The sequence below is a fragment of the Maritimibacter sp. genome (genome assembly GCF_016774595.1).
Lineage (GTDB): Bacteria > Pseudomonadota > Alphaproteobacteria > Rhodobacterales > Rhodobacteraceae > Maritimibacter > Maritimibacter alkaliphilus.
This window is the reverse complement of the sequence record NZ_JACBWT010000002.1, coordinates 1,126,195-1,148,363: the sequence shown is the minus strand read 5'-3', so window position 1 is coordinate 1,148,363 and position 22,169 is coordinate 1,126,195. Positions and strand designations below refer to the sequence as shown.

Annotated in this window: 22 protein-coding genes; 10 read left to right on the top strand and 12 right to left on the bottom strand. The window is 65.0% G+C overall.

What is annotated here, in order from left to right; all coding sequences use genetic code 11:
- Nucleotide 1: 1 nt before the first annotated feature.
- The 3 genes from hisB to uraH all read right to left on the bottom strand — a co-directional run bounded on the left by hisB (nucleotide 2) and on the right by uraH (nucleotide 2,326).
- Complete coding sequence (hisB, locus tag HOY44_RS16705; protein WP_287436243.1) at nucleotides 2-589, bottom strand: imidazoleglycerol-phosphate dehydratase HisB; 588 nt, start codon at nucleotides 587-589, stop codon at nucleotides 2-4.
- A 153-nt stretch (nucleotides 590-742) separates the two neighbouring features.
- Entirely contained in the window at nucleotides 743-1,969 is a 1,227-nt protein-coding gene (locus HOY44_RS16700; RefSeq protein WP_287436241.1) for a urate hydroxylase PuuD, read from the bottom strand.
- Nucleotides 1,970-1,972: 3 nt separating this feature from the next.
- Entirely contained in the window at nucleotides 1,973-2,326 is a 354-nt protein-coding gene (gene uraH / locus HOY44_RS16695) for a hydroxyisourate hydrolase (protein ID WP_040884505.1), read from the bottom strand.
- Between the two features lie 171 nt (nucleotides 2,327-2,497).
- Between uraH and puuE the strand changes: the two genes are divergently transcribed.
- Together puuE and HOY44_RS16685 are read left to right on the top strand one after the other, a co-directional pair.
- Entirely contained in the window at nucleotides 2,498-3,913 is a 1,416-nt protein-coding gene (puuE, locus tag HOY44_RS16690) for an allantoinase PuuE (RefSeq protein WP_287436238.1), read from the top strand.
- On the top strand, nucleotides 3,910-4,395 hold the full coding sequence (locus HOY44_RS16685; RefSeq protein WP_287436236.1) for an ureidoglycolate lyase: 486 nt from the start codon (nucleotides 3,910-3,912) through the stop codon (nucleotides 4,393-4,395). The genes puuE and HOY44_RS16685 overlap by 4 nt, the downstream gene beginning before the upstream one ends.
- A gap of 150 nt (nucleotides 4,396-4,545) precedes the next feature.
- On the opposite strand, the gene HOY44_RS16680 is transcribed toward HOY44_RS16685, so the two are convergent.
- The 5 genes from HOY44_RS16680 to HOY44_RS16660 all read right to left on the bottom strand — a co-directional run bounded on the left by HOY44_RS16680 (nucleotide 4,546) and on the right by HOY44_RS16660 (nucleotide 10,944).
- Nucleotides 4,546-6,696 (bottom strand): xanthine dehydrogenase family protein molybdopterin-binding subunit, encoded by a 2,151-nt coding sequence (locus HOY44_RS16680; RefSeq protein WP_287436234.1) that lies wholly within the window; start codon nucleotides 6,694-6,696, stop codon nucleotides 4,546-4,548.
- 1 nt (nucleotide 6,697) lies between these two features.
- Nucleotides 6,698-7,159: a (2Fe-2S)-binding protein gene (locus HOY44_RS16675; protein ID WP_138424192.1), complete on the bottom strand. Its 462-nt coding sequence runs from the start codon at nucleotides 7,157-7,159 to the stop codon at nucleotides 6,698-6,700.
- 207 nt (nucleotides 7,160-7,366) lie between these two features.
- Nucleotides 7,367-8,566, bottom strand: a complete 1,200-nt coding sequence (locus HOY44_RS16670) for an MFS transporter (protein ID WP_287436231.1) — start codon at nucleotides 8,564-8,566, stop codon at nucleotides 7,367-7,369.
- 85 nt (nucleotides 8,567-8,651) lie between these two features.
- Nucleotides 8,652-9,878: a cytochrome P450 gene (locus tag HOY44_RS16665; protein WP_287436229.1), complete on the bottom strand. Its 1,227-nt coding sequence runs from the start codon at nucleotides 9,876-9,878 to the stop codon at nucleotides 8,652-8,654.
- The gene (locus tag HOY44_RS16660) at nucleotides 9,838-10,944 is read right to left on the bottom strand and encodes an amidohydrolase family protein (protein ID WP_287436227.1); all 1,107 of its coding nucleotides are present in this window, start codon (nucleotides 10,942-10,944) and stop codon (nucleotides 9,838-9,840) included. Before HOY44_RS16660 ends, HOY44_RS16665 begins: the two co-directional genes overlap by 41 nt.
- A 283-nt stretch (nucleotides 10,945-11,227) precedes the next feature.
- On the opposite strand from HOY44_RS16660, the gene pcaF reads away from it, so the two are divergent.
- The 7 genes from pcaF to HOY44_RS16625 are packed head-to-tail and all read left to right on the top strand — an operon-like array spanning nucleotide 11,228 to nucleotide 16,815.
- The gene (pcaF, locus tag HOY44_RS16655; protein ID WP_138424196.1) at nucleotides 11,228-12,433 is read left to right on the top strand and encodes a 3-oxoadipyl-CoA thiolase; all 1,206 of its coding nucleotides are present in this window, start codon (nucleotides 11,228-11,230) and stop codon (nucleotides 12,431-12,433) included.
- A gap of 25 nt (nucleotides 12,434-12,458) precedes the next feature.
- Nucleotides 12,459-13,451, top strand: coding sequence for a 1,2-phenylacetyl-CoA epoxidase subunit PaaA (paaA, locus tag HOY44_RS16650; RefSeq protein ID WP_287436224.1), 993 nt, complete (start codon nucleotides 12,459-12,461; stop codon nucleotides 13,449-13,451).
- 11 nt (nucleotides 13,452-13,462) lie between these two features.
- Nucleotides 13,463-13,747 (top strand): 1,2-phenylacetyl-CoA epoxidase subunit PaaB, encoded by a 285-nt coding sequence (gene paaB, locus HOY44_RS16645; protein ID WP_008329826.1) that lies wholly within the window; start codon nucleotides 13,463-13,465, stop codon nucleotides 13,745-13,747.
- Nucleotides 13,747-14,514 carry a 1,2-phenylacetyl-CoA epoxidase subunit PaaC gene (gene paaC / locus HOY44_RS16640; protein ID WP_287436222.1) on the top strand — a complete coding sequence of 256 codons (768 nt, stop codon included), beginning with the start codon at nucleotides 13,747-13,749 and terminating at the stop codon, nucleotides 14,512-14,514. Before paaB ends, paaC begins: the two co-directional genes overlap by 1 nt.
- A 4-nt stretch (nucleotides 14,515-14,518) precedes the next feature.
- Nucleotides 14,519-14,980 (top strand): 1,2-phenylacetyl-CoA epoxidase subunit PaaD, encoded by a 462-nt coding sequence (paaD, locus tag HOY44_RS16635; protein ID WP_287436220.1) that lies wholly within the window; start codon nucleotides 14,519-14,521, stop codon nucleotides 14,978-14,980.
- A 10-nt stretch (nucleotides 14,981-14,990) separates the two neighbouring features.
- Nucleotides 14,991-16,067, top strand: a complete 1,077-nt coding sequence (locus HOY44_RS16630; RefSeq protein ID WP_287436218.1) for a 2Fe-2S iron-sulfur cluster-binding protein — start codon at nucleotides 14,991-14,993, stop codon at nucleotides 16,065-16,067.
- Nucleotides 16,057-16,815, top strand: a complete 759-nt coding sequence (locus HOY44_RS16625) for a Phenylacetic acid catabolic protein (RefSeq protein WP_008329831.1) — start codon at nucleotides 16,057-16,059, stop codon at nucleotides 16,813-16,815. The genes HOY44_RS16630 and HOY44_RS16625 overlap by 11 nt, the downstream gene beginning before the upstream one ends.
- A gap of 73 nt (nucleotides 16,816-16,888) precedes the next feature.
- Here HOY44_RS16625 and HOY44_RS16620 read toward each other — a convergent pair whose 3' ends face one another.
- The 4 genes from HOY44_RS16620 to paaG are packed head-to-tail and all read right to left on the bottom strand — an operon-like array spanning nucleotide 16,889 to nucleotide 20,017.
- Complete coding sequence (locus HOY44_RS16620) at nucleotides 16,889-17,488, bottom strand: TetR/AcrR family transcriptional regulator (RefSeq protein WP_287436215.1); 600 nt, start codon at nucleotides 17,486-17,488, stop codon at nucleotides 16,889-16,891.
- Complete coding sequence (gene paaK, locus HOY44_RS16615; protein WP_287436213.1) at nucleotides 17,488-18,798, bottom strand: phenylacetate--CoA ligase PaaK; 1,311 nt, start codon at nucleotides 18,796-18,798, stop codon at nucleotides 17,488-17,490. Before paaK ends, HOY44_RS16620 begins: the two co-directional genes overlap by 1 nt.
- On the bottom strand, nucleotides 18,795-19,229 hold the full coding sequence (gene paaI, locus HOY44_RS16610) for a hydroxyphenylacetyl-CoA thioesterase PaaI (protein WP_287436211.1): 435 nt from the start codon (nucleotides 19,227-19,229) through the stop codon (nucleotides 18,795-18,797). Before paaI ends, paaK begins: the two co-directional genes overlap by 4 nt.
- Nucleotides 19,226-20,017 carry a 2-(1,2-epoxy-1,2-dihydrophenyl)acetyl-CoA isomerase PaaG gene (paaG, locus tag HOY44_RS16605; RefSeq protein ID WP_287436209.1) on the bottom strand — a complete coding sequence of 264 codons (792 nt, stop codon included), beginning with the start codon at nucleotides 20,015-20,017 and terminating at the stop codon, nucleotides 19,226-19,228. The genes paaI and paaG overlap by 4 nt, the downstream gene beginning before the upstream one ends.
- Before the next feature lie 104 nt (nucleotides 20,018-20,121).
- Between paaG and paaZ the strand changes: the two genes are divergently transcribed.
- Nucleotides 20,122-22,152: a phenylacetic acid degradation bifunctional protein PaaZ gene (paaZ, locus tag HOY44_RS16600; protein ID WP_287436207.1), complete on the top strand. Its 2,031-nt coding sequence runs from the start codon at nucleotides 20,122-20,124 to the stop codon at nucleotides 22,150-22,152.
- The last annotated feature ends 17 nt before the right edge of the window (nucleotides 22,153-22,169 follow it).

The following is a 22,169-nucleotide window of genomic DNA, read 5'->3' as shown; positions in this document are numbered from 1 at the left end:
GTCACAGCGCCCCTTTGGTCGACGGCACCGCATCGGCCTTGCGCGGGTCGGTCTCGACCGCGACGCGCAGCGCCCGCGCCACCGCCTTGAACGCGGCCTCGGCGATGTGGTGGCTGTTGAACCCGTGCAGGCGATCGACGTGGAGCGTGATGCCGCCGTTGCCGGAGAATGCCGTGAAGAATTCGCGCACCAGTTCGGTGTCGAACGTGCCGATCTTCGGCGTCGGAATATCGACGTTCCACACCAGATAGGGCCGTCCCGACAGGTCCAGAGCGGCGCGCACCTGCGCGTCATCCATCGGCAAGTGACACGCGCCGTAACGCACAATGCCCTTCTTGTCGCCCAATGCCTCGCGCAGGGCCTGACCCAGCGCGATCCCCGTATCCTCGACCGTGTGGTGGTCGTCGATGTGGTAATCGCCCTTGGCCCGGATCGTCATGTCGATCAGCGAATGGCGCGACAACTGGTCGAGCATGTGGTCGAAGAACCCCACGCCCGTGTCGTTGTCATAGGTCCCGGTGCCGTCGAGGTCGATCTCGACGGTGATCTCGGTTTCGGCCGTAGACCGGCTCACCTTCGCTTTGCGCATGTCGCAAACTCCAATGGTCTCGCGGCCTTATAGACAGGCACCCCCGTCGTGAAAAGCCACGGTCCCTCTTCTCTGTTTCAAAAATACTTCGGGGAGGTCTGGAGGGGCAGCGCCCCTCCAGCGGATCGGATGGGCGCACGCCCATTCGAAACTCTATCCCGCCGCCTCGATCCACGCCCGGATGATCGCGCGTTCCTCGGGTTCCATATAGGTGATGTTGGCCGGCGGCATCGCATCCGTCAGGCCCGCGTGAATGTAGATGCGCTGCGCTTCGGCGGCGATGTCGGCGGGCGTTTCCAGCACCACGCCCTTCGGCGCGGTCGCGATCCCGTCCCACCCCGGCTCGCGCGCGTGACACATCGAACACCGACCCTGCACGACCCAGAGCACGTCCTCGAATTCCGCGACGCTGGCGTAACGCTCTTCATGCGGCGTCAGCGCCCGCGCCTCGCTCTCGTCATAGGTGTCGGCCTGCGTGCCCAGCGTCGAAAGCCAGACCGCCCCCAGAAACAGAAGCGCCGTCACCAGCCACGTCCACCACAGGTTGCCCTTGTGGGCGTGATGCGTGTTGAAGAAATGCCGGATCGTCACCCCCATCAGGAACACGAGGCCCGCGATCACCCAGTTATAGGTCGACGCGAAGGCCAGCGGGTAGTGGTTGGACAGCATCAGGAAGATGACCGGAAGCGTGAGGTAGTTGTTGTGGGTCGACCTGAGCTTGGCGATCTTTCCGTATTTCGGATCGGGCGCTTTCTTCGCGATCAGGTCTTTCACCACGATCCGCTGGTTCGGCATGATGATGAAGAACACGTTGGCGGTCATGATCGTGGCCGTGAACGCGCCCAGGTGGATCATGACGGCACGGCCCGTGAAGATCTGGTTGTAGCCCCAGCCCATCACCATGAGCAGGACGAACAGCAGAAGCATGAGCAGCGTCGGACGCTCGCCCAGCGGGGATTTGCACAGGAAATCGTAGACGATCCAGCCGACCGTCAGCGAGGCCGCCGAGATCAGGATCGCGACCACGGGCGACAGGTCCATCTTGGCCGCGTCGATCAGGTACATCTCGGACCCGGCCCAATAGACCAGCATCAACAGTGCGGCCCCCGACAGCCATGTCGAATAGCTTTCCCATTTGAACCACGTCAGTTCGTCCGGCATCCGCGCGGGGCTGACGAGGTATTTCTGGATGAAATAGAACCCGCCCCCGTGGACCTGCCACGCCTCGCCGTTCACGCCGGAGCGGCGGTCGGTCGAGGGGCGCAGGCCGAGGTCGAGCGCGATGAAATAGAAAGACGAGCCGATCCACGCGATCGCCGTGACGACATGCAGCCAGCGCACCGCGAATTCGAGCCAGTCGAGAATGATGATCCCGTACACGACCTAGCTCCCCCGATACGTCGAATAACCGTAGGGCGAGAGGAGGAGCGGCACGTGATAGTGGCATTCCTCGTCCATCCCGAACCGGATCGGGATCTGATCCAGAAACAACGTCTCGCCCTCGGCTGCGCCCGTCCGGCGCAGATAGTCGCCCGCAAAGAAGATCAGCTCATAGGTGCCGGTCTTGAATTTGCTTTCCGGCAGGATCGGGCCGTCGGTCCGCCCGTCCGCATTCGTCACCGCCGTCGCGATCTTCTTGTGGGAATTGCCCGAGACGCGGTAGAGCGCGATCTCGATCCCGGCGGCAGGGGTGCCCCGTGCCGTGTCCAGCACGTGAGTCGTAAGGTATCCGCTCATTTTTTCGTCTTGTCCCATCGTCTGCGGGTGATGTTCTGGCCAAACCCGCGTGCTTACAATGGCTTGAGTGAAAGGCGTTTCCAATCCCTTCACAAGGGAATATCCATTCGAAGGTGTTTTTGCTCAAATTTGGGGCAGCGTTGACCGTCCGGTGACGATAAGGGGCAGCCGATGATAAGATATCCACGCAATCTTCGCGGCTACGGCCCGACCACGCCGGATCCGATGTGGCCGAACGGGGCCCGGATCGCGGTGCAATTCGTGGTGAACTACGAAGAAGGCGGCGAAAACAACGTCCTGCACGGCGACGCGGCGTCCGAGGCGTTCCTGTCCGAGATCATCGGGGCCGCGCCCTGGCCCGGCCAGCGCCACTGGAACATGGAATCGAACTACGACTACGGCGCGCGGGCCGGGTTCTGGCGGCTCCACCGGCTGTTCACAGGGGCCGGGATCAAGCCGACGGTCTACGGCGTGGCCACGGCGCTCGCCCGTTCGCCGGAACAGGTCGCGGCGATGGTCGGGGCGGAGTGGGAAATCGCCTCCCACGGCCTCAAATGGGTCGAGCACAAGGACATGCCTGAAGCGGAGGAACGCGCGGCCATAGACGAGGCCATACGCCTGCACACCGAAGTCGTCGGCACCCCGCCCGAAGGCTGGTATACGGGCCGCTGTTCGATGAACACCGTGCGACTGGCCGCCGAAACCGGGCAACTGGCCTATGTCTCGGACACGATCGACGACGACCTGCCCTATTGGTTGCGCGTGGGCGAACGCGACCAGCTCGTCATCCCCTACACGATGGACGCGAACGACATGCGCTTCGCAACCGCGCAGGGGTTCAACACGGGCGAGCACTTCTTCACCTATCTCAAGGACAGTTTCGACGCGCTTTATGCCGAGGGGCTGGCGGGCGCGCCCAAGATGATGTCGGTCGGACTGCATTGCCGGATCGTCGGCCGACCGGGCCGCGTGATGGGTCTGAAAAAATTCATCGACTACATCCAGAGCTTCGAAGGCGTCTGGACCCCGCGCCGCATCGACATCGCCCGCCATTGGGCCGACGCGCATCCGCCGGTTACACAAATCGAACCTCATACATGGGAAAAAACGGATTTCGTCGCGCAGTTCGGCGGAATTTTCGAACATTCCTGCTGGATCGCGGAACGCGCGTGGGAGATGGAGCTGGGCCCGGCCCATGACAGTGCCATCGGTCTGCACAGCGCCCTCGCCCGCGTGTTCCGGTCGGCCAGCCACGAGGAACGGCTGGGCGTGCTGAACGCTCACCCCGACCTCGCCGGCAAACTCGCCGCCGCCAAGCGGCTCACAGCCGAAAGCACGTCGGAACAGGCGAGCGCCGGACTGGATGCGCTGACCGACGCGGAACGCGCGGACTTCACCCGGCTCAATACCGACTATGTCGAAAAGCACGGCTTTCCCTTCATCATCGCGGTGCGCGACCACGACAAACAGGGCATCCTGAACGCCTTCACGCGGCGGGTCGAGAACGACACCGAGACGGAATTCACTGAAGCCTGCAAACAGGTCGAACGCATCGCGCTCCTGCGGCTGAAGGAAAAACTCGGGTGAGTCGCACGATCACGGCCCGCCCCCTCACCGCCCAAGCCTTCGCGCCCTATGGCGACGTGCTCGACACGGCAGGCGACCCCGACAAAATCATCAATCAGGGCATGTGCGGCCGCTACCACGACCGCGCAACGCTCGACTTCTCGGACGGACGCGCGGGCGTGAGCCTGTTCAAGGCCGAGCCGCGCGCGCTCCCCTACACGCTCGATCTGGTGGAGCGTCACCCGGACGGGTCGCAATGCTTCGTGCCGATGTCGATGACCTCGTTCCTCGTCATCGTGGCCCCGGACATGGACGGCACGCCCGGCACGCCAGACGCCTTTCTCACCGCCCCCGGACAGGCGATCAACTTTCACCGGGGTACCTGGCACGGCGTCCTCACCCCGCTTGAGGCCCCCGGCCTTTTCGCCGTGATCGACCGGATCGGGGCGGGTGCCAACCTCGAAGAACATCACTTCGACACGCCCTGGACCGTTACGGCCTGACCCCGCCCCCTTCTTCGTTTCAAAAAACCTCGGGAGGGTGCGGGAGGGCAGCGCCCTCCCGCCTGGGTCGACGTGGGCGCAGCCCACGGCGAAACCCATAAAAAACGCCCCCGGCCGGAACCGGGGGCGCCATTCAACAATCAGGCGGGGTCAGGAGAATTCGATCCCGTCGTCCACCATCGGCAGGTGCATCACCCGCTTGCCCATCGCGTCGTAGATCGCGTTCGCGACCGCCGGACCTGCGGGCGGCAGACCCGGCTCGCCGATGCCCGTGGGCGCCTCGCTCGACTGAACGATATGCACTTCGATCTTGGGCATGTCCGAGATCCTCAGCGGCTCGTAATCGGGGAAGTTCGACTGATCGACTTCGCCGTCCGTGAAGGTGATCTTCTGGCGCATGACGTGGGACAGGCCATAGCCGATCGCCCCCTCGACCTGCGCGCGGATCACGTCCGGGTTCACCGGCACGCCGCAGTCCACGGCGGCCACGATGCGCTCGATCTTCACCTTGCCGTCGGTGACCGACACTTCGGCCACCTGCGCCACATGGGTGTTGAAGCTCTTGTGCACCGCGACGCCACGGCCCCAGCCTTCGGGCATGTCGCCGCCCCAGCCCGCCTTTTCGGCGGCGAGGTTCAGGACACCCAGCGACCGTGGGGCATTCGCCAGCAGGTCTTGCCGGAACTCCACCGGATCGCGGCCCGCGGCTTCGGCGGCCATGTCCATGGCGACCTCCATCGCGTAGCCGGAGTGCGAATGTCCGACCGAGCGCCACCAGAGCATCGGCACCGCCGTCTCCATGTCGTGAAGCGTCACGTCCATGTTCGGGATGGCGTATTCCGTGTCCGCGACGCCCTCGACCGAGAACAGGTCGACGCCGTTCACGATCACCGCCTCGCCCATCGGCGTGCCCTTGAAGATCGACTTGTTGGCCATGATCGAATGCCAGCCGACGAGGTTGCCGTCGGCATCCACGCCCGCGCGCACCCGGTGTTTGGTCATCGGGCGATAGTAACCGCCGCGCACGTCGTCTTCACGCGACCAGACCAGCTTGACCGGGCGGCCATCGCCCAGCGCCATCGCGGCCATCGTCGCCTCGACCTCGTAATCCGAGGTGAAGTTGGCCCGACGCCCAAACGACCCGCCCGCATAGACGGTCTCAATCGAAGTGTTCTCCGGCCCGACGCCCGAGACGGCCCCGACCGCGCCCTGCGTCACCGTGTGGAACTGGCAGCCGTCCCAGCACTGGGCCTTGCCGTCCTTGATCTGGACGACACTGTTCAGGGGCTCCATCGGCGCGTGTGCGAGGAACGGGAAGTGGAACTCCGCCTCGATGGTCTTGGCCGCACCTTCGAGCGCCCCTGCGGTGTCGCCTTCGGCCTTGGCCGCCAGACCCTCGGCCCGGTCGAGCGCGGTGGCATATTCCGCCTCCATCTCGTCCGAGGAGCGGGTCTCGGCATTCGAGAAGTCCCACTCGGTCGTCAGCGCCTCGCGCCCCTTCATCGCGGCCCATGTGTTCGTGGCATAGACCACCACGCCCATCGGGATCTGCTTGACGTCCACGACGCCCTCGACCTCCATCGCCGCCGACGCGTCGAACGAGGCGAGCGTGCCGCCGAACTTGGGCGACCGCTGGAGCACGGCAAAGACGACACCCTCGGGCATCACGTCCATCGCGAAGGTAGCGGTGCCGGTGGTCTTGGCGTTGCTGTCCTTGCGCGGCAGCTTGTCGGCGCCGATCTTGGTAAAGGCGCTCGGGTCCTTGAGTTGCGGGTTCGGGGACGCGCCCTCGGGCACGAGGCCGACCAGATCGCCGAAGGACGCGCTGTTCGAGCCGTGGCTTACCATGCCGTCCTTCACCTCGATCTCGCCCGCATCGACGCCCCATTCGGCGGCGGCGGCCTGAACCAGCAGCGATTTCGCGGCGGCCCCGGCTTCACGATACTGCATGTAGCTGTTGGCGATGGCGGTGGAGCCGCCCGAGCCCTGAACGCCCATGAGGGTGTTCATGTAGGTCGCGGTATCGGCGGGGGCGAATTCGATGTCCACGTCGTCCCAGTTCGCATCGAGCTCTTCGGCCAGCAGCGTGGACAGCCCGGTCGAGGTGCCCTGCCCCATCTCGAAATGCTTCAGGACGACCGTGACCTTGCCATCCGGCGCGATCTTGACGAAGGGGTTCGGCATGAACGCACCGCCATGCGCGGCGGCCCAGCTGCCCTTGGCGTTCAGCCCGACGACCATCGCGGCCGAGGCCGCGGTTGCGCCCTGCAAGAAGGCGCGGCGTGTGGTCTTGATGTTCATATCAGGCCTCCATCCGCTTCGACGCTTCGTGGATCGCGGCCCGGATACGCGTATAGGTCGCGCAGCGGCAGACGTTGCCCCACATGTAGCTGTCGATGTCTTCGTCCGTCGGCTTGGCGTTCTCGGTCAGAAGGCCGACCGCCGACATGATCTGGCCCGACTGGCAGTAGCCGCATTGCACGACGTCCAGATCGGCCCAGGCCGACTGCACCGCCGCGGCGACGTCGGAGTTCAGGCCCTCGATCGTCGTGATCTCGGCCCCTTCGAGGTCGCCCACCTGCGCCTGACAGGAGCGTGTCGGCTCGCCGTCGACATGCACGGTGCAGGCCCCGCAGGAGGCCACGCCGCAGCCGAACTTGGTTCCGGTCATGCCGAGCACGTCCCGGATGGCCCAGAGAAGCGGCATGTCGGGCGGCGCCTCGACACTCTTCTCCTCGCCGTTGATTTTCAGTGTGATCGCCATGTTGTCCTCCCTGACGCCTTTGGCTGTTCGCTAATCGGCTGGCCCGGTGGCGCCTCTCGCGGGCGCGCGTGGCCGGGTCACTGGGAATAGATTACTCACAGGTTTCGGTTTCGGGAAAGCGAGGGCTGTGTGCCGCAACGGGCCGCGCGGTGAAAAGCTTGGGAAAATCCGTCAACCAATTCGCTGTATTGGCCGGGACAATGCGGATCAGGCCAGCCGGGCCACGCCCCCCATCCCCCGGATGCGCCAGTAGAGCCAGCCGACCACCACGAGGTTCAGGGCCGCGAACAGCGCGGCGAGGCCATAGGCGATGGCGTAGTCCGCCGTCAGATCGTAGAGCAGGCCGCCCATGTAGCCGCCATTGGCGTGACCGAACCAGCCGAACATCGTCACCATGCCCATCGCATAGCCGCGCCGCGACGGCGGGGTGTGGGCCGCGAGCGTTGTGAGCACGCCGGTCATGACGCCTGCGTATCCGAAGCCGTAGATCGGCGCGTAGAGGTAGAAGGCCGACAGGTCGTTGATCAGGATGAACCCGTAGATCAGTAGCGCCATCCAAGCGGTCGCCGCCATGTAGGCGGGGATGGCCCCGATGATATCCGCGAACTTCCCGAACGCGACGCGCCCGACGATGCCGACCATGAGCATCAGGAAGATGACGCCGCCCGCCTCGTCCGCCGTGAAGCCGCAGCCCTGAATGTAGGGGACGAGGTGCATGAGCGGGACCGACATGCAGGTGCAGCACAGAAAAATCGCAAGGCACATGGTCGGCACGACGAGGCGAATGGGGGGATAGCCGCTTTCGTCCGGTGCCTGCGCCGATGCCCCGGCGGTGGCGACCGGGCGCAGGAGAAGCGCAAGCGGGATCAGCAGCACCAGCATCGCCCCGCCGGTCAGCGCGAGCGCGCCGGAAACGCCCACCGACTTTATGAGGATCGCCGAGGCGAACGGCACGCCGCCCTGCCCCAGAGCCTGCCCCGCCGAGGCGATGCCCAGCGCGAGCCCCGCGCCCACGGGGAACCATTTCCCGACGATGGACATGACCGGGGCGAAGATAGCCGATGCGCCGAAGAACCCGGCAAGGAACATGAGCGCGTAGTAATGCCAGAGCGTGGCGGCGAGAGACGAGGCGAGGTAGGCCAGACCCATGACGCTCACCCCGATCAGAACCACGGGTCGCGTGCCGATCCGGTCGGCGAGCATCCCCATCATCATCCCGCCCAGCGCCATGCCGAGGATGCCGGCCACGTTGATGAGGGAGATATCGCCGCGCTCCCAGCCGTGCGCCTCTTCCAAGGGCACGACGTAGGCCGACATGCCGTTGACGATCGAACCCATGGCAAGCGCGAGGATCAGGGCCGAGGCGGCCACGACCACCCAGCGATAGGGATGCAATCCGGTGTCCATCGCTGTCTTTGCCCCTTCGGTCCCATGTCCGCCAGTGTTCAGCCTATCACCTTGGCGCGGAAATGTCCTGTCCCACGGGGGCGGGTCAGTCGATCCGGGCCAGCACCTCGACCGGCCAGCGGTGGCCCAGACGTTCGTGGTAGGTGATCCGCGCCGGATCGGTGACGAGCGTGAAAGGCCGGTCGACCAGCGCCCGCGCGCCTTGGGTGACCAGCATCTGCCCCAGCGGCGCGCCGATGCAGCGATGGCGCCCCTGCCCGAACATCAGCACGCCCGAATGGTCGCGCGTGGGGTCGAAGCGGTCGGGATCGGGGTGCAGGTCGGGATCTCGATTGGCGCTGCCAAGGGCCAGAAAGATCGGGGTGCCTTCGGTCAGTTGCACCCCGTCGCGCTCATGCGCTTCACGCACGACGCGGGGGATCGTCTGGGCCGGGGTTTCCAGCCGCAGAACCTCCATCACGGTGGCAGCGATGTCGCCCTCGCCCGGCCGCAGGGCTGCAAGGTGATCGGGGTCCGACGCCAGACGGATCAGAACCTGCGCGATCGCGGCCTCGATGTTCTCGATCCCGTCGGCGAGGACCAGCAGCGCATGGTCCCCGATTTCGATGTCCGTCAGCCCGCCCCGCGCGATGAGGTGCGAGATCAGATCCGGGCCGGGGGTGGCATGGCGGGCCGCGACGGCCCCGGCGATATAGTGTCGGGTCGCCTCAAGCCCTGCGTTCACATCGTCGAACCCGGCGCGGTCGGTGATCGGCGCGAACAGCTTGAAAAGCGCCCCGGTCGCCCGCGCGATGGCCGCCGGGTCACGGTCGAGGCCGACGAACCGGGCCATGGCCCGCGTCGCGAAGGGGCGTCCGAAACCGGTGATGATATCCTGCGGCCCCTGCCCGGCCAGTCGGGCCAGATGCGCTTCGGCCAGCGGGCCGATCCACGCCTCGGCCCCGTCGAACGTGTCGAAAAAGGCAGCCGACAGGGGTTTGCGCATGTCCACGTGCCGGGGCTTGTCGAGGAAGGGCGGGATGTTCGCGGCCACGTCCGCCGCCACGTAGCGGTCGCGGTTCTTCTCGGCCAGCATGGAAAACCGCGAGGGCGCGTTGCCCAGCCGGGCATCGGTGAAGGCCGCCTTGATGTCGGCGGCCCGCGTCATCACGTAGCCGCCGGATTTCACCGGGGCGAGCGGCGCATTTTCGCGCAGCCACGCCCATGTCGGCGCGGGGTCCGCGACGAAGGCGTCCGACAGCAGATCGACGGGAAGGTCGGGCGCGGCGGGTTTAGCCCGCCCAGCGCCGAACCAGCTTTTCAGTTTCCTCATCGTTCCGGTCCAGATGCTCGCGCAGGGCCGCGCGTTCGTCGTCAGTCAGGGGCACGCCCGCCGCGAATTTGGCGAGGATCTCCACCTTGTAATAGCGCAGCGCCGCCGAGAGCATGAACACCTCGTCGGTAAGGTCCGCCGTCGTGGTGGGCGAGCACATGTCGGCGATGTTGTCCGAGGCCATGCGGATCGGAACCCCTGCGGCGGCCAGTTCCAGCACCCGCACGATGGAATTGTAGGTCGGGGTCATGATCGGGCGCAGCTGGCGCATCCCAATGGCCGCCGAGGGGCAGGAGATGATGCCGATGTTCGTCTCCAGCAGCGCCTCGACATAGGCCTCCCACCGGGCGTCGTCATAGGTCGAGGGGGAAATGGCGTGGACCGCCCAGACCTGCGGCTCGTCACCCTCCAGCACGCCCTCGCGCCGCGCGACTTCGATCAACCGTTCGGTGCCGTTTTCCTGCGGGATGTTGAGTTGGTCGGTGTGGACATGGAGCATCTTGCCGGTCGTGCGCGCCAGATCGAGCATCCGCACGCAATGTTCCTCGAACCCGATGTTGTCGGGATAGTCGTCCACATCGTCCGCCTCGGGCAGGCAACCGATGAAATCGGCGGACTTCACGCCCTCTTCGAACACCCGCCACCGTTCGGGCTCGTCATCGCGAAAGCCCAGCGGGGTATATGCGGCGGCGCGCAGGGTCAGCCGATTGCCGTAGTCGCGCGCGATCCCCATGATCTGATCCAGCGCCGAGGTGCCGACCCGGTCGGGGGTCACGTCCACCATCGTATCCACCAGCCGCGTGCCCGCGCCCACCATCACGTCGAGCGTGGCGCGCACGCGGGCGTCGAGGTTTTCGGGGTCGTAGGCCGGGCCTTCGTGAACGCTCGCGATCAGCTTGTGCTTCTTCTGAAGCGAAATATGCGAGCTTTCCAGCACCTGCACGCGCCCGTGGTCGACGAATCCGTCGTCCAGCGTATTGGCCCGGTCGAGATGCACATGCGCGTTATGAAATCCGCCGAGCCGGTCCATCTCGGCTTTGAATTTGTCGTAGAATGGTGACTGCACGGTTCCCCTCTTGGCTCGCTCTTCGGCGGCGTTCACGCCACAAACCCTTCTGGTGAGTATGCGATTTTGATCGGACCGTGAACAGGGGCACCTGTTCGTTTTCGCCCGGCGTATCGTCGCGGTCATCGTGGCCGGGCGCCGATGCAGGCCTTGGTGGGCGGCAATACGTTACAGAAAATGAAAACGTGAATATCTTCGGTAACATTTTTTCTTGCATCGAATCGTGTGCTTGATTAAGTCGACCGTGCGGTCGAAAAAACTATGCCGTGATCTGGGAGGATCCATGTCGAACGCTTACATCTGTGACGCACAGCGCACGCCCATCGGCCGCTACGGCGGTGCCTTGTCCTCGGTCCGCACCGATGACCTCGCCGCGATCCCGATTGCCGCCCTCATGGCGCGCAACCCCAATGTGGACTGGGCGAAACTGGATGACGTGATCTATGGCGACGCGAACCAGGCGGGCGAAGACAACCGCAACGTGGCGCGCATGGCCGCGCTTCTGGCGGGCCTGCCGACGGATGTTCCGGGCACGACCGTCAACCGCCTCTGCGCCTCCGGCATGGATGCCGTGGGCATGGCGTCGCGCGGGCTGAAGGCGGGCGACTACGACCTCGCCATCGCGGGCGGTGTCGAAAGCATGAGCCGCGCGCCCTTCGTGATGCCCAAGGCGACCAGCGCCTTCGCACGCCAGAACGCGGTCTATGACACGACGATCGGCTGGCGCTTCGTGAACAAGAAGATGAACGCCGACTACGGCACCCATTCGATGCCCGAAACCGCCGACAACGTGGCCGAAGATTACCAGATCAGCCGCGCGGATCAGGATGCCTTCGCCGCCCGGTCGCAGGCCCGTTGGGCCGCCGCGCATGAGGCGGGCAAGTTCGCGGACGAGATCACGCCGGTCAGCGTGCCGCAGCGCAAGGGCGATCCGGTCGTCGTGGACACCGACGAGCACCCGCGCCCCGGCACCGGGGTCGAGCAGCTTGCCAAGCTCAAGGGCGTGAACGGACCGGACCTGAGCGTCACCGCGGGCAATGCCTCGGGCGTGAACGACGGGGCCGCGGCGATCCTAATGGCCTCCGATGCCGGGCTGAAGGCCCACGGCCTCACCCCCCTCGCCCGCGTCGTGTCGATGCAGGCCGCCGGTGTCGAGCCGCGCGTCATGGGGATCGGCCCGGTGCCCGCGACGCGCAAGGTGCTCGCGAAAACCGGGCTCACCATGGACGACATGGATGTGATAGAATTGAACGAAGCCTTCGCGTCCCAAGGCCTTGCCACGCTGCGCGAACTGGGCGTGGCGGACGACGACGACCGGGTGAACCCCAACGGTGGCGCCATCGCCATCGGGCATCCGCTGGGCATGTCCGGCGCGCGTCTGGTGCTGACGGCGGCCTATGAACTCAAGCGGCGGGGCGGGCGTTACGCCCTGTGCACGATGTGCGTGGGCGTGGGCCAAGGGACCGCAATGATTATCGAGCGGGTCTGACCCGCAACTCAGGAGGACCGACGACATGTATGCTCAAATGGTCAAATCCACCGGCCAAGGCGTGAAATCGCTGGAAGAAATGGAGCCGGAGGAACGTGCGTTTCAGGAAAAGGTCGATGCGGACATCCGCATCGAACCCCGCGACTGGATGCCCGAAGGCTACAAGAAGACGCTGATCCGGCAGATCGGTCAGCACGCGCATTCGGAAATCGTCGGTCAGCTTCCCGAAGGCAACTGGATCACCCGCGCCCCCACGCTGGAGCGCAAGATGATCCTGCTCGCCAAGGTGCAGGACGAAGCGGGGCATGGCCTTTACCTCTACTGCGCCGCCGAGACGCTGGGCGTCAGCCGCGACGACCTGACCAAGCAACTGCTCTCGGGCAAGATGAAATACTCGTCGATCTTCAACTACCCCACGCTGACATGGGCCGACATCGGCGCGGTCGGCTGGCTGGTCGACGGCGCGGCGATCATGAACCAGGTGCCGCTGCAACGGACGAGCTATGGCCCCTACTCCCGCGCGATGATCCGCATCTGCAAGGAGGAGTCGTTCCACCAGCGACAGGGCTACGACATCATGATGAAGATGGCGAAAGGCTCCGAGGCGCAGAAACGCATGGCGCAGGATGCGCTGAACCGCTTCTGGTATCCGTCGCTGATGATGTTCGGCCCGTCCGACGCCAACTCCGTTCACTCGGAACAGTCGATGGCGTGGAAGATCAAGATCAACACCAACGACGAGCTGCGCCAGAAATTCGTCGATCAGACCGTGCCGCAAGCCGAATACCTAGGCCTCACCATCCCCGACGACACGCTCGCGTGGAACGAGGAAAAGGGCGGCTACGACTTCGCCGAGCCGGACTGGGACGAGTTCTTCGACGTGCTCAAAGGCGCGGGCCCCGTGAACAACGGCCGTCTGGAAGCCCGCCGCAAAGCGTGGGACGACGGCGCATGGGTGCGCGAGGGGCTGCTGGCCCACGGTGAAAAGAAACGCGCCGCCAAAGTGGCCGCGGAATAAGGAACGCTGACATGAGCAAAGAATGGCCCCTGTGGGAAATCTTCATTCGCGGCCAGCATGGCCTGAGCCACCGTCACGTGGGGAGCTTGCACGCCCCTGACGCGGAAACCGCCGTCAAGAATGCGCGCGACGTCTACACCCGCCGCAACGAAGGCGTGTCGATCTGGGTGGTGGAAGCCCGCCACATCACGGCGACCGCGCCGGGCGACAAGGGTCCGATCTTCGAACCCAGCGAGTCGAAGATCTACCGTCACCCGACCTTCTACGACATCCCGGACGAAGTGGGGCATATGTAATGACCCAACAATCTGACCCGAAGTTCGAGGCGCTTCTGCGGCTCGGAGACAATACGCTTATCCTCGGCCATCGTGTGAGCGAGTGGTGCGGCCACGCGCCGGTGCTGGAAGAGGACATCGCGCTCGCCAATACCGCGCTCGATTTGCTGGGCCAGACGAACCTCTGGCTGGAATACGCGGGCGAAGTCGAGGGCAAGGGGCGGTCCGCCGACGATCTGGCCTTCCTGCGCGACGCTTGGGACTTCCGCAACGTGCTGCTCGTCGAGCTGCCCAACGGCGACTTCGGCCAGACGATCATGCGGCAATACCTGTTCGACGTGTTCAACCGGATGAACCTCGAAGCTCTTACAAAATCGGCTGACAGGCAGATCGCCGAGATCGCCGAGAAGGCCGCGAAAGAGGCCGCCTATCACGTCGAACGCTCGGAAGGGACCGTGATCGGGCTGGGCGACGGGACCGAGGAAAGCCACCGCCGGATGCAGGATGCGCTGAACGTGCTGTGGCCCTATGCCCAAGAGCTTTTCATCACCGACGAGGTGGACGAGGCGATGGCCGAGGCCGGCGTGATCCCGCATCCGAAGTCGTTGCAGGACGCATGGGACGCCGAAGTGCGCGCCGTGCTGGCCGAGGCGACGCTGGAGGTGCCGGAGGCGCATTTCGGGCACCGCGGTTCGGGCAAGGACGGGCGGATGCATACCGAGCATCTGGGCCATATCCTGACCCAGATGCAGTGGCTGCAACGCGCCTATCCGGGGCAGGAGTGGTGAGCCGATGGCCCACCCGTCTACAGAACAGGTGTGGGACTGGCTCGACACCATTCCCGACCCCGAAATCCCCGCGATCACGCTGACGGATCTGGGCATCATCCGCGATGTGGGCTGGAATGGCGACACCTGCGTCGTCACGGTCACGCCCACCTATTCCGGCTGCCCGGCCACCTCGCTCATCAACATGGAGATCGAGACGGCGCTGCGCGAGCATGGGTTGGAACGGATCGAACTCAAGCGGCAGCTCAGCCCTGCCTGGACGACGGACTGGATGAGCCAGCGCGGACGCGAAAAGTTGGAAAAGTACGGTATTGCGCCGCCGAAACCGGCAGGTGGCCCGGACAAATGTCCGAATTGTGCAAGTTCCAACGTCGAGAAACTGAGCCAGTTCGGCTCGACCCCGTGCAAGGCACAGTGGCGGTGCAAAGACTGCCTTGAGCCTTTCGACTATTTCAAGTGCATCTGAGGAGGAGCGGATGGCACGCTTCCACGAACTCGAAGTCACCGGCATTCAAAAGACGATCCGCGATGCGGTCGTCGTGTCGCTGAAACCCAAGGACGACGACGCCGAGGCGTTCGACTTTATCCAAGGGCAATACCTGACCTTCCGCCGCGATTTCGACGGCGAGGAACTGCGCCGGTCCTATTCGATCTGCGCGGGCAAGGATGACGGCATCCTGCAAGTGGGCATCAAGCGGGTCGATGGCGGGGCGTTTTCGACCTTTGCCAACGAAGAGCTGAAGGTGGGCGATACGCTTGAGGCGATGCCGCCGATGGGTCGGTTCTACACCGAACTCGATTCCTCGGCGGGCAAGAACTATGTCGGTTTCGCGGGTGGTTCGGGCATCACCCCGGTCCTTTCGATCCTGCGCACGACGCTGGCGCGCGAGCCGCGTTCGACCTTTACGCTGGTTTACGCCAACAAGGGCGTCGCGACGATCATGTTCCGCGAGGAACTCGAAGACCTGAAAAACACCTTCATGGGTCGCCTGTCGGTGATCCATATCCTCGAAACCGACGCGCAGGAGATCGACCTGTTCACTGGGCTGGTGACCGAGGAAAAGGTCGGTCAGCTGTTCCGCTCCGGCTTTCTCGACGCTGAAGGAACCGACACCGCGTTCATTTGCGGGCCGGAACCCATGATGTTGGGGATCGCCGCCGGGCTGAAGGCCGCAGGGCTCGCCGAGGATCAGATCAAATTCGAACTCTTCGCCTCCGCCCAGCCCGGGCGGCTGAAAAAGCGGGTGGTGTCGAAAGAGGCCGGATCGACCGCCAACGAGGCGCAGATCGTGGTCACGCTGGACGGATCCACGCGCACGGTGTCGGCGTCCAAGGAACTCTCCGTGCTCGATGCCGCCCGGTCCGACAACCTCGACGCGCCCTATGCCTGCAAGGCGGGCGTCTGTTCGACCTGCCGCTGCCGGGTGCTCGAGGGCGAGGTCGAGATGCTGACGAACCACGCGCTCGAAGATTACGAGGTGGAAAAGGGCTATGTCCTGTCCTGCCAGAGCTATCCGGTAACCGACAAGGTGGTGGTGGATTATGACCAGTGATTTCGCGGAAATGACCCTGTCCGACTACCTCGCCGCAGGTGGTCGCCTGACTTCGCCCGGCAACGTGCCGCCGCGCTACCGGGCGGAGTTGTTGAAGCTGATGGCGACCTTCGTGGACTCGAACCTCGCGGGCGCCGCCGGGTTCGCGGATGCGATCAACCTCGCCCCCGGCATCAAGGCGCGGGGCGCGGCCGCCCGGATCGTGGCCGAAAAGCTGGCTAATGCCGACCGGGTGCTGGCGCTGATGGGCGAGTTCGGGGCCGATACCGACCGATATGTCCAGCAGCATCCCTGGGACACGCGGCTCGACCGCGACGCCGACATCGGCGCGACCCGGATCGAGCAGGACATGCGGCTCGCCGTGTTCAACTACCCCTTCACGGGCTGGGCGGATTCGGTGGTGATGAACCTCCTCATGGGCACCGCCGTGGTGACGCAGCTCGAAGAGTTGCGGCAGGTGAGCTATCAGCCGCTGGCCGAGGCGTTCCGCGACATCCTCAAGGTCGAGACGCATCACGCCAAGCTGGCCGAGGATGGCGTCGCCGCTCTGGTCGAACAGGGCGAGAACCTGCAAGCGAGCGTGGACTACTGGATGCCCCGCGTGGGCGTGAGCTTCGGGATCGGGGATGCCGGGCGGCTTGAGCAGTTGAAGGCGATGGGTCTGCGTCGGCAGGACAACGCGACGCTCAAATCGGCGTGGGAAGGACGTATACGTCCCATCCTCGACGGGTTCGGGCTGGAAGGGTGAAACCGGCGGCGCTGTTCGAGCGCCGTCCCGCCTCCCGTCGCGAAGATGCGCCGCCCGCTCGGATGAGCGGCGCTCAGACCTGCTTGACGCCGCCCAGCACCATGTCGGCGACGATGGCCGCATAGTCCTCGCGCTCGGAGGCCCCTGCCCCGCGCGCCCATGTGAAATACCAGTTCAACATGCCGAACACGGCCATCGTGGCCCCGCGCAGCTTGCCCGCGTCGCCTTCGAACCGGTCCGGCGCGATGTGGGACAGAATGTCCGACAGGAACCGCACGAGATCACGTTGAAGCCCGCGCAATTCGCGCTGCTGGTCGTCGGGCAGAAGCGCCATTTCGTTCATCTGGATGCGGTGTTTGTAATCGTAACCCCCATAGGCCAGCATGATCGCCCGCACCACTTCGCGAAGCTGCTGCTCTGCCGTCAGCCCGGCGAGGTCCAGCCCCAGCACGGTGTCGCGCAGGGCCCGGAGGTGGCTGTCGAGGATGTCGTAAAGCAGCGCCTCTTTCGACGGATAGTAGTGATAGATGTTGGCCTTGGAGATTCCGCATTCCTCGGCCAGCCGGGTCATGGACGAGCGGTCGTAGCCCTCGGTCGCGAACACCTTGGCCGCGGCCAGAAGGATCTGGCCGCGCTTTTCGTCATGGTCGCGTGCGATCGAACGTGCCGCCATCAGCCCTTGTCCCGGTTGTCCACCACGCGCTTGGCCTTGCCTTCCGACCGGGCCACGTCGCCGGGGTTCCCTACGACGATTTCGGTCGAAACGCCAACCACGTCCTTGATCCGTTTGGTCAGCATCCGTGCGGCGGCGTTCTTGGACGCCTCGTCCGTGCTGTCGGGCATGGCTTCCACGAAGACGCGCATCCCGTCCATCCGGCCCGACTTGTAAAGCTCGATCTGGAAATGGGCGGCAAGGCCCCCGGTCGCCAGAACCTGCTCCTCGATCTGGGTCGGGAAGACGTTGACGCCGCGCAGGATCATCATGTCGTCCGAGCGTCCGGTGATCTTTTCCATCCGCCGCATCGACCGCGCCGTGCCGGGCAGAAGACGGGTCAGGTCGCGGGTGCGATAGCGGATCATCGGCAGCCCCTCTTTCGTGAGCGTGGTGAACACCAGCTCGCCCAACTCGCCATCCGGCAGCACGTCGCCGGTCTGGGGGTCGATGATTTCAGGCAGGAAGTGATCCTCCCAGATGACCGGGCCATCCTTCGTCTCGACGCATTCGTTGGCGACGCCCGGCCCCATGATCTCGGACAACCCGTAGATGTCGACGGCGTGCATGTCGAAGGCCTCTTCGACCTCCTTGCGCATCGAATCCGTCCACGGCTCGGCGCCGAACACGCCCACTTCGAGCGAGCTTTCGCGCGGGTCGAGGCCCTGTTTGTGGAACTGCTCAAGGATGTTGAGCATGTAGGACGGCGTCACCATGATCGCCTTGGGCTTGAAGTCCTGAATGAGCGTCACCTGCCGCTCGGTCATGCCGCCCGACACCGGCACCGCCGTCGCGCCAAGCCGTTCGATCCCGTAATGCGCGCCCAGACCGCCGGTGAAGAGGCCATAGCCATAGGCGTTGTGAACGATGTCGCCGGGGCGCACGCCGGAGGCGCGCAGGGACCGCGCGATCAGGTCGGCCCAGTTGGAAATATCGCCTGCGGTGTAACCCACGACGGTCGGCTTGCCGGTGGTGCCGGAGGACGCGTGCAGGCGCACGATCTGCTCACGCGGCACGGCGAAGAGGCCGAAGGGATAGTTGTCGCGCAAGTCGCCCTTGTAGGTGAAGGGGAATTTCGACAGGTCAGCAAGCGATTGCAGGTCGTCCGGGTGCACCCCAGCCTCGTCGAACCGCTGTTTGTACATCGGCACATTGTCATAGGCGTGGCGCACCGACCATTTCAGCCGGTCGAGTTGTAAGCTGCGGATCTCGTCGATCGAGGCGATCTCGATGGGGTCCAGCGTGGCGCGGTCCGGGGTCAGGTCTTTCATTTCGTTTCCTCCTCGAACAGGGTGCCGGGAATGGCGCGGGACATGCCACGCATCTCGGCGATCCGGGTGCCGTCCTGATTGGTGACGGTGATGTCGTAGATGCCGGAGCGGCCTTTGATATAAAGTTCCTCGGCCACGGCGGTCAGCACGTCGCCCTCTTTCCCCGGTGCGAGGAACGAGATCATGTTGTGCTGGGCCACCGTCGACTGGTTCCGGCTGTTGCAGGCGAAGGCAAAGGTGCTGTCGGCCAGCGCGAAGATCACGCCGCCGTGGCAGATCGCGTGACCGTTGCAGTGGTGCGGCATGACGGTGAGGGTCATGGTGGCGCGGCCCTCGTCCACCTCGCCCAGTTCCATGCCGAACCACTTGGACGACTGGTCGTTGTCCCACATCGCGCGGCAGGCATTTTCGGCGCGGTCCTTGGGTGTCATTGCGGCTTCTCCCCGGTGAAGGATGGTTTACGTTTGTCGAGGAAGGCGCCCACGCCTTCGGCATAGTCCGGCGAGGTGCCGCACTGGAACATAAGCTCGGCTTCAAGGTCGAGCTGCGCGTCCATCGTGTTGGTCTCGGCCGCGTGAATCGCCTTTTTCGTCTGGGCATAGCCAAAGGTCGGCCCCTTGGCGAACTTGGCCACCTGCGCGCGCGCGGTGGTGAGGTATTCGTCCTCGGGCAGGCATTTCCAGATTAGGCCCCAGGCTTCGGCGGTCGCGGCAGGAAGCGGCTCGGCGGTCAGCGCGAGGCCCCGTGCGCGGGCCGGTCCGACGAGGTTGGTCAGCGAGAAAGAGCCGCCGGTATCGGGGATCAGCCCGACATTGGCGAAACTCTGGATGAACTTGGCCTTCTCCGACGCGATCACCATGTCGCAGGCGAGCGCGAGCGACGATCCCGCCCCCGCCGCTACGCCGTTCACCGCGCAGACCACCGGCATCTCGAGCGCCCGGATCTGGCGCACCAGCGGGGCCCAGAAGGTGCGCACGGTATAGCCAAGGTCGATCTTGTCGGTCTTGCGCGGGTCGCGGTCGCCCAGATCCTGCCCGGCACAGAACCCCTTGCCCGCGCCGGTCAGAAGCACGGCCCGCGTGCCATCCGTCGCCGCCGCGTCCAATGCCGCGCGCAGGGCCAGATGCTGATCTTCGTTGAAGCTGTTCAGCCGGTCGGGACGATTAAGAGTGATCTCCACCCATCCGTCTTGCCGGTCCACGAGCACCGTGTCGCTCATACCATCCTCCCTTGGTGTTGCGGCATACTTGCTTAAACCGACTGGTCGGTCAATAATGTTCTCGATCCCGACTCAGGGAAAACGCAACGTAAGGGAGGATGACCATGACCATCATGGACGTGTCCAGCTATGCCGCTGGCGAATGGGTGAAACCGGGTGCCGGCGCGCGCAACATCGCCTCGGCCGTGACTGGCGAAGTCATTGCGACCGCGGGCAACGACAGCCTCGACGTGCAGGCGATGCTCGACCATGCGCGCAATGTGGGCGGGCCCAACTTGCGCAAGATGGGCTTTCACGAACGCGCCAAGATGCTCAAGGCGCTGGGCCAGTACCTGACCGAGCACAAGCAGAAGCTTTACGACATCTCCTTTGCCACCGGGGCCACCCAAGGCGACCACGGGTTCGACATCGACGGCGGCATCGGCACGCTCTACGTCTTCGCCTCCAAGGGGCGGCGCGAATTGCCGGACGGCCATGTGCTGCTCGACGGCGATGTCGAAGAGTTCTCGCGTCACGGCACCTTCAAGGGTCAGCACATCTACACGCCCATGCAGGGCGTCGCGGTCCATATCAACGCCTATAACTTCCCGGTCTGGGGGATGCTGGAAAAGCTGGCCCCCACCCTGCTCGGCGGTATGCCCGCCATCGTGAAACCGGCGACGGCCACCAGCTATGTGACCGAGCTGTGCGTGAAGCTGATGCTGGACTCGGGCCTCCTGCCCGAGGGCGCGCTGCAACTCGTCGCGGGTGGCACCGGCGACATGCTCGACCGGCTGACCTGTCAGGACGTGGTGAGTTTCACCGGCTCCGCCGACACCGCGCTCAAACTTCGTTCGACCCCGGCGATCCTGCAAAACGCCGTGCGCTTCACGGCGGAAGCCGACAGCCTGAACTCGTCCATCCTTGGCCCCGATGCCGAACCCGGCTCGCCGGAGTTCGATCTGTTCGTCAAGGAAGTGCAGCGCGAGATGACCGTGAAAGCGGGGCAGAAATGCACCGCGATCCGCCGCATCCTCGCCCCCGAGGCGCATGTCGAAGCCGTGATCGACGCCCTGCGCGAGCGGCTGGCGAAAAACGTCATCGGTGACCCGGCGAACGAGGCGACCCGCATGGGTGCGCTCGTCTCGACCGGACAACGCGCTGACGTGCTTGAAAAAATCGCGATCCTCGGCACCGAGGCCGAGCGCGTGATCGGGGACCCGGACAATTTCGAAGTTCACGGCGCGGACCGCGAAAAGGGCGCGTTCCTGCCCCCGATGCTCTACCACTGCGCCAACCCCGACGCGGCGACCAAGGTGCATGAGACCGAAGCCTTCGGCCCGGTGTCCACCATTATGGGCTACCGCGATCTCGACCACGCGATCGACCTTGCCAATCGCGGTCAGGGCTCGCTCGTCACCTCGCTTATCTCGAACGACCCGGACACCGCGATCAAGGTCGCGACCGGCGCGGGCGCCTATCACGGGCGGATCTACATCAACAACCGCACCTCTATGAAGGAGGCGACCGGCCACGGCGCACCCCTGCCCCACATGATCCACGGCGGCCCCGGCCGCGCGGGCGGCGGCGAGGAAATGGGCGGGATCCGGGGCGTGAAGCACTTCATGCAGCGCACCGCCATCCAGGGCTCGCCCGACATGCTGCAAGCTATCGGGAACCAGTTCGTGCCCGGCGCGACGGAAAAACCGGTCCCGGCGCATCCCTTCACGCGGACCTTCACCGACCTCGAAATCGGTGAGACGATCACCACCGACGCCCGCCAAATCACCCTCGACGACATCGAACATTTCGCCACGTTCACCGGCGACACGTTCTATGCCCACATGGACGCCGAGGCCGCCAAGCGAAACCCGTTCTTCCCGGACCGGGTGGCGCATGGCTACCTGCTCCTCAGCTTCGCGGCGGGGCTCTTCGTCGAGCCGAACGAAGGCCCGGTTCTGGCCAACACCGGCCTCGACGACCTGCGGTTCATGCAGCCGGTGGTGGCGGGCGACAGCATCCACGTGAAGCTGACCGTCAAGCGCAAGACCCGGCGTACCGACGCGTATGGCGAGGTGCGCTGGCACGTCACGATCCTCAATCAGGACGAGGCGCTGGTGGCGACTTATACGCTCCTGACGATGAACGCCTATTGAGACCCGCATGGGGCGGG

Coding starts and splice junctions, on each gene's coding strand:
- hisB (WP_287436243.1), bottom strand. CDS start 589: ATGCGCAAAGCGAAGGTGAGCCGGTCTACGGCCGAAACCGAGATCACC.
- uraH (WP_040884505.1), bottom strand. CDS start 2,326: ATGAGCGGATACCTTACGACTCACGTGCTGGACACGGCACGGGGCACC.
- puuE (WP_287436238.1), top strand. CDS start 2,498: ATGATAAGATATCCACGCAATCTTCGCGGCTACGGCCCGACCACGCCG.
- HOY44_RS16680 (WP_287436234.1), bottom strand. CDS start 6,696: ATGAACATCAAGACCACACGCCGCGCCTTCTTGCAGGGCGCAACCGCG.
- HOY44_RS16675 (WP_138424192.1), bottom strand. CDS start 7,159: ATGGCGATCACACTGAAAATCAACGGCGAGGAGAAGAGTGTCGAGGCG.
- HOY44_RS16670 (WP_287436231.1), bottom strand. CDS start 8,566: ATGGACACCGGATTGCATCCCTATCGCTGGGTGGTCGTGGCCGCCTCG.
- HOY44_RS16665 (WP_287436229.1), bottom strand. CDS start 9,878: ATGAGGAAACTGAAAAGCTGGTTCGGCGCTGGGCGGGCTAAACCCGCC.
- pcaF (WP_138424196.1), top strand. CDS start 11,228: ATGTCGAACGCTTACATCTGTGACGCACAGCGCACGCCCATCGGCCGC.
- paaA (WP_287436224.1), top strand. CDS start 12,459: ATGTATGCTCAAATGGTCAAATCCACCGGCCAAGGCGTGAAATCGCTG.
- paaB (WP_008329826.1), top strand. CDS start 13,463: ATGAGCAAAGAATGGCCCCTGTGGGAAATCTTCATTCGCGGCCAGCAT.
- paaC (WP_287436222.1), top strand. CDS start 13,747: ATGACCCAACAATCTGACCCGAAGTTCGAGGCGCTTCTGCGGCTCGGA.
- paaD (WP_287436220.1), top strand. CDS start 14,519: ATGGCCCACCCGTCTACAGAACAGGTGTGGGACTGGCTCGACACCATT.
- HOY44_RS16630 (WP_287436218.1), top strand. CDS start 14,991: ATGGCACGCTTCCACGAACTCGAAGTCACCGGCATTCAAAAGACGATC.
- HOY44_RS16625 (WP_008329831.1), top strand. CDS start 16,057: ATGACCAGTGATTTCGCGGAAATGACCCTGTCCGACTACCTCGCCGCA.
- HOY44_RS16620 (WP_287436215.1), bottom strand. CDS start 17,488: ATGGCGGCACGTTCGATCGCACGCGACCATGACGAAAAGCGCGGCCAG.
- paaK (WP_287436213.1), bottom strand. CDS start 18,798: ATGAAAGACCTGACCCCGGACCGCGCCACGCTGGACCCCATCGAGATC.
- paaI (WP_287436211.1), bottom strand. CDS start 19,229: ATGACACCCAAGGACCGCGCCGAAAATGCCTGCCGCGCGATGTGGGAC.
- paaG (WP_287436209.1), bottom strand. CDS start 20,017: ATGAGCGACACGGTGCTCGTGGACCGGCAAGACGGATGGGTGGAGATC.
- paaZ (WP_287436207.1), top strand. CDS start 20,122: ATGACCATCATGGACGTGTCCAGCTATGCCGCTGGCGAATGGGTGAAA.